Annotated in this window: 1 rRNA gene; it reads right to left on the bottom strand. The window is 55.0% G+C overall.

The annotated features are described in order from the left end of the window. Positions 1–703, bottom strand: a 16S ribosomal RNA gene (locus A3709_RS20890); the annotation flags it as partial.

The following is a 703-nucleotide window of genomic DNA, read 5'->3' as shown; positions in this document are numbered from 1 at the left end:
TCCCCACGCTTTCGCACCTCAGCGTCAGTATCAAGCCAGGGAGCCGCCTTCGCCACTGGTATTCCTCCACATATCTACGCATTTCACCGCTACACGTGGATTTCTCCCCCCCGCTCTCGTACTCTAGTCGCCCCGTGTCAGCTGCAGGACCCAGCTCAAGCCCGGGGCTTTCACATCCGGCTTAGGCACCCGCCTACGCGCGCTTTACGCCCAGTAATTCCGATTAACGCTTGCACCCTTCGTATTACCGCGGCTGCTGGCACGAAGTTAGCCGGTGCTTATTCTGTCGGTAACGTCAAAACAGCAAGGTATTAACTTACTGCCCTTCCTCCCAACTTAAAGTGCTTTACAATCCGAAGACCTTCTTCACACACGCGGCATGGCTGGATCAGGCTTTCGCCCATTGTCCAATATTCCCCACTGCTGCCTCCCGTAGGAGTCTGGACCGTGTCTCAGTTCCAGTGTGACTGATCATCCTCTCAGACCAGTTACGGATCGTCGCCTTGGTGAGCCTTTACCTCACCAACTAGCTAATCCGACCTAGGCTCATCTGATAGCGTGAGGTCCGAAGATCCCCCACTTTCTCCCGTAGGACGTATGCGGTATTAGCGTTCCTTTCGAAACGTTGTCCCCCACTACCAGGCAGATTCCTAGGCATTACTCACCCGTCCGCCGCTGAATCATGGAGCAAGCTCCAATCATC

The organism is Halioglobus sp. HI00S01 (assembly GCF_001635445.1).
GTDB classification, from domain to species: Bacteria; Pseudomonadota; Gammaproteobacteria; order Pseudomonadales; family Halieaceae; genus Halioglobus; species Halioglobus japonicus.
The sequence above is the reverse complement of the archived record's forward strand: the minus strand, read 5'-3'. Positions and strand labels throughout refer to the sequence as shown.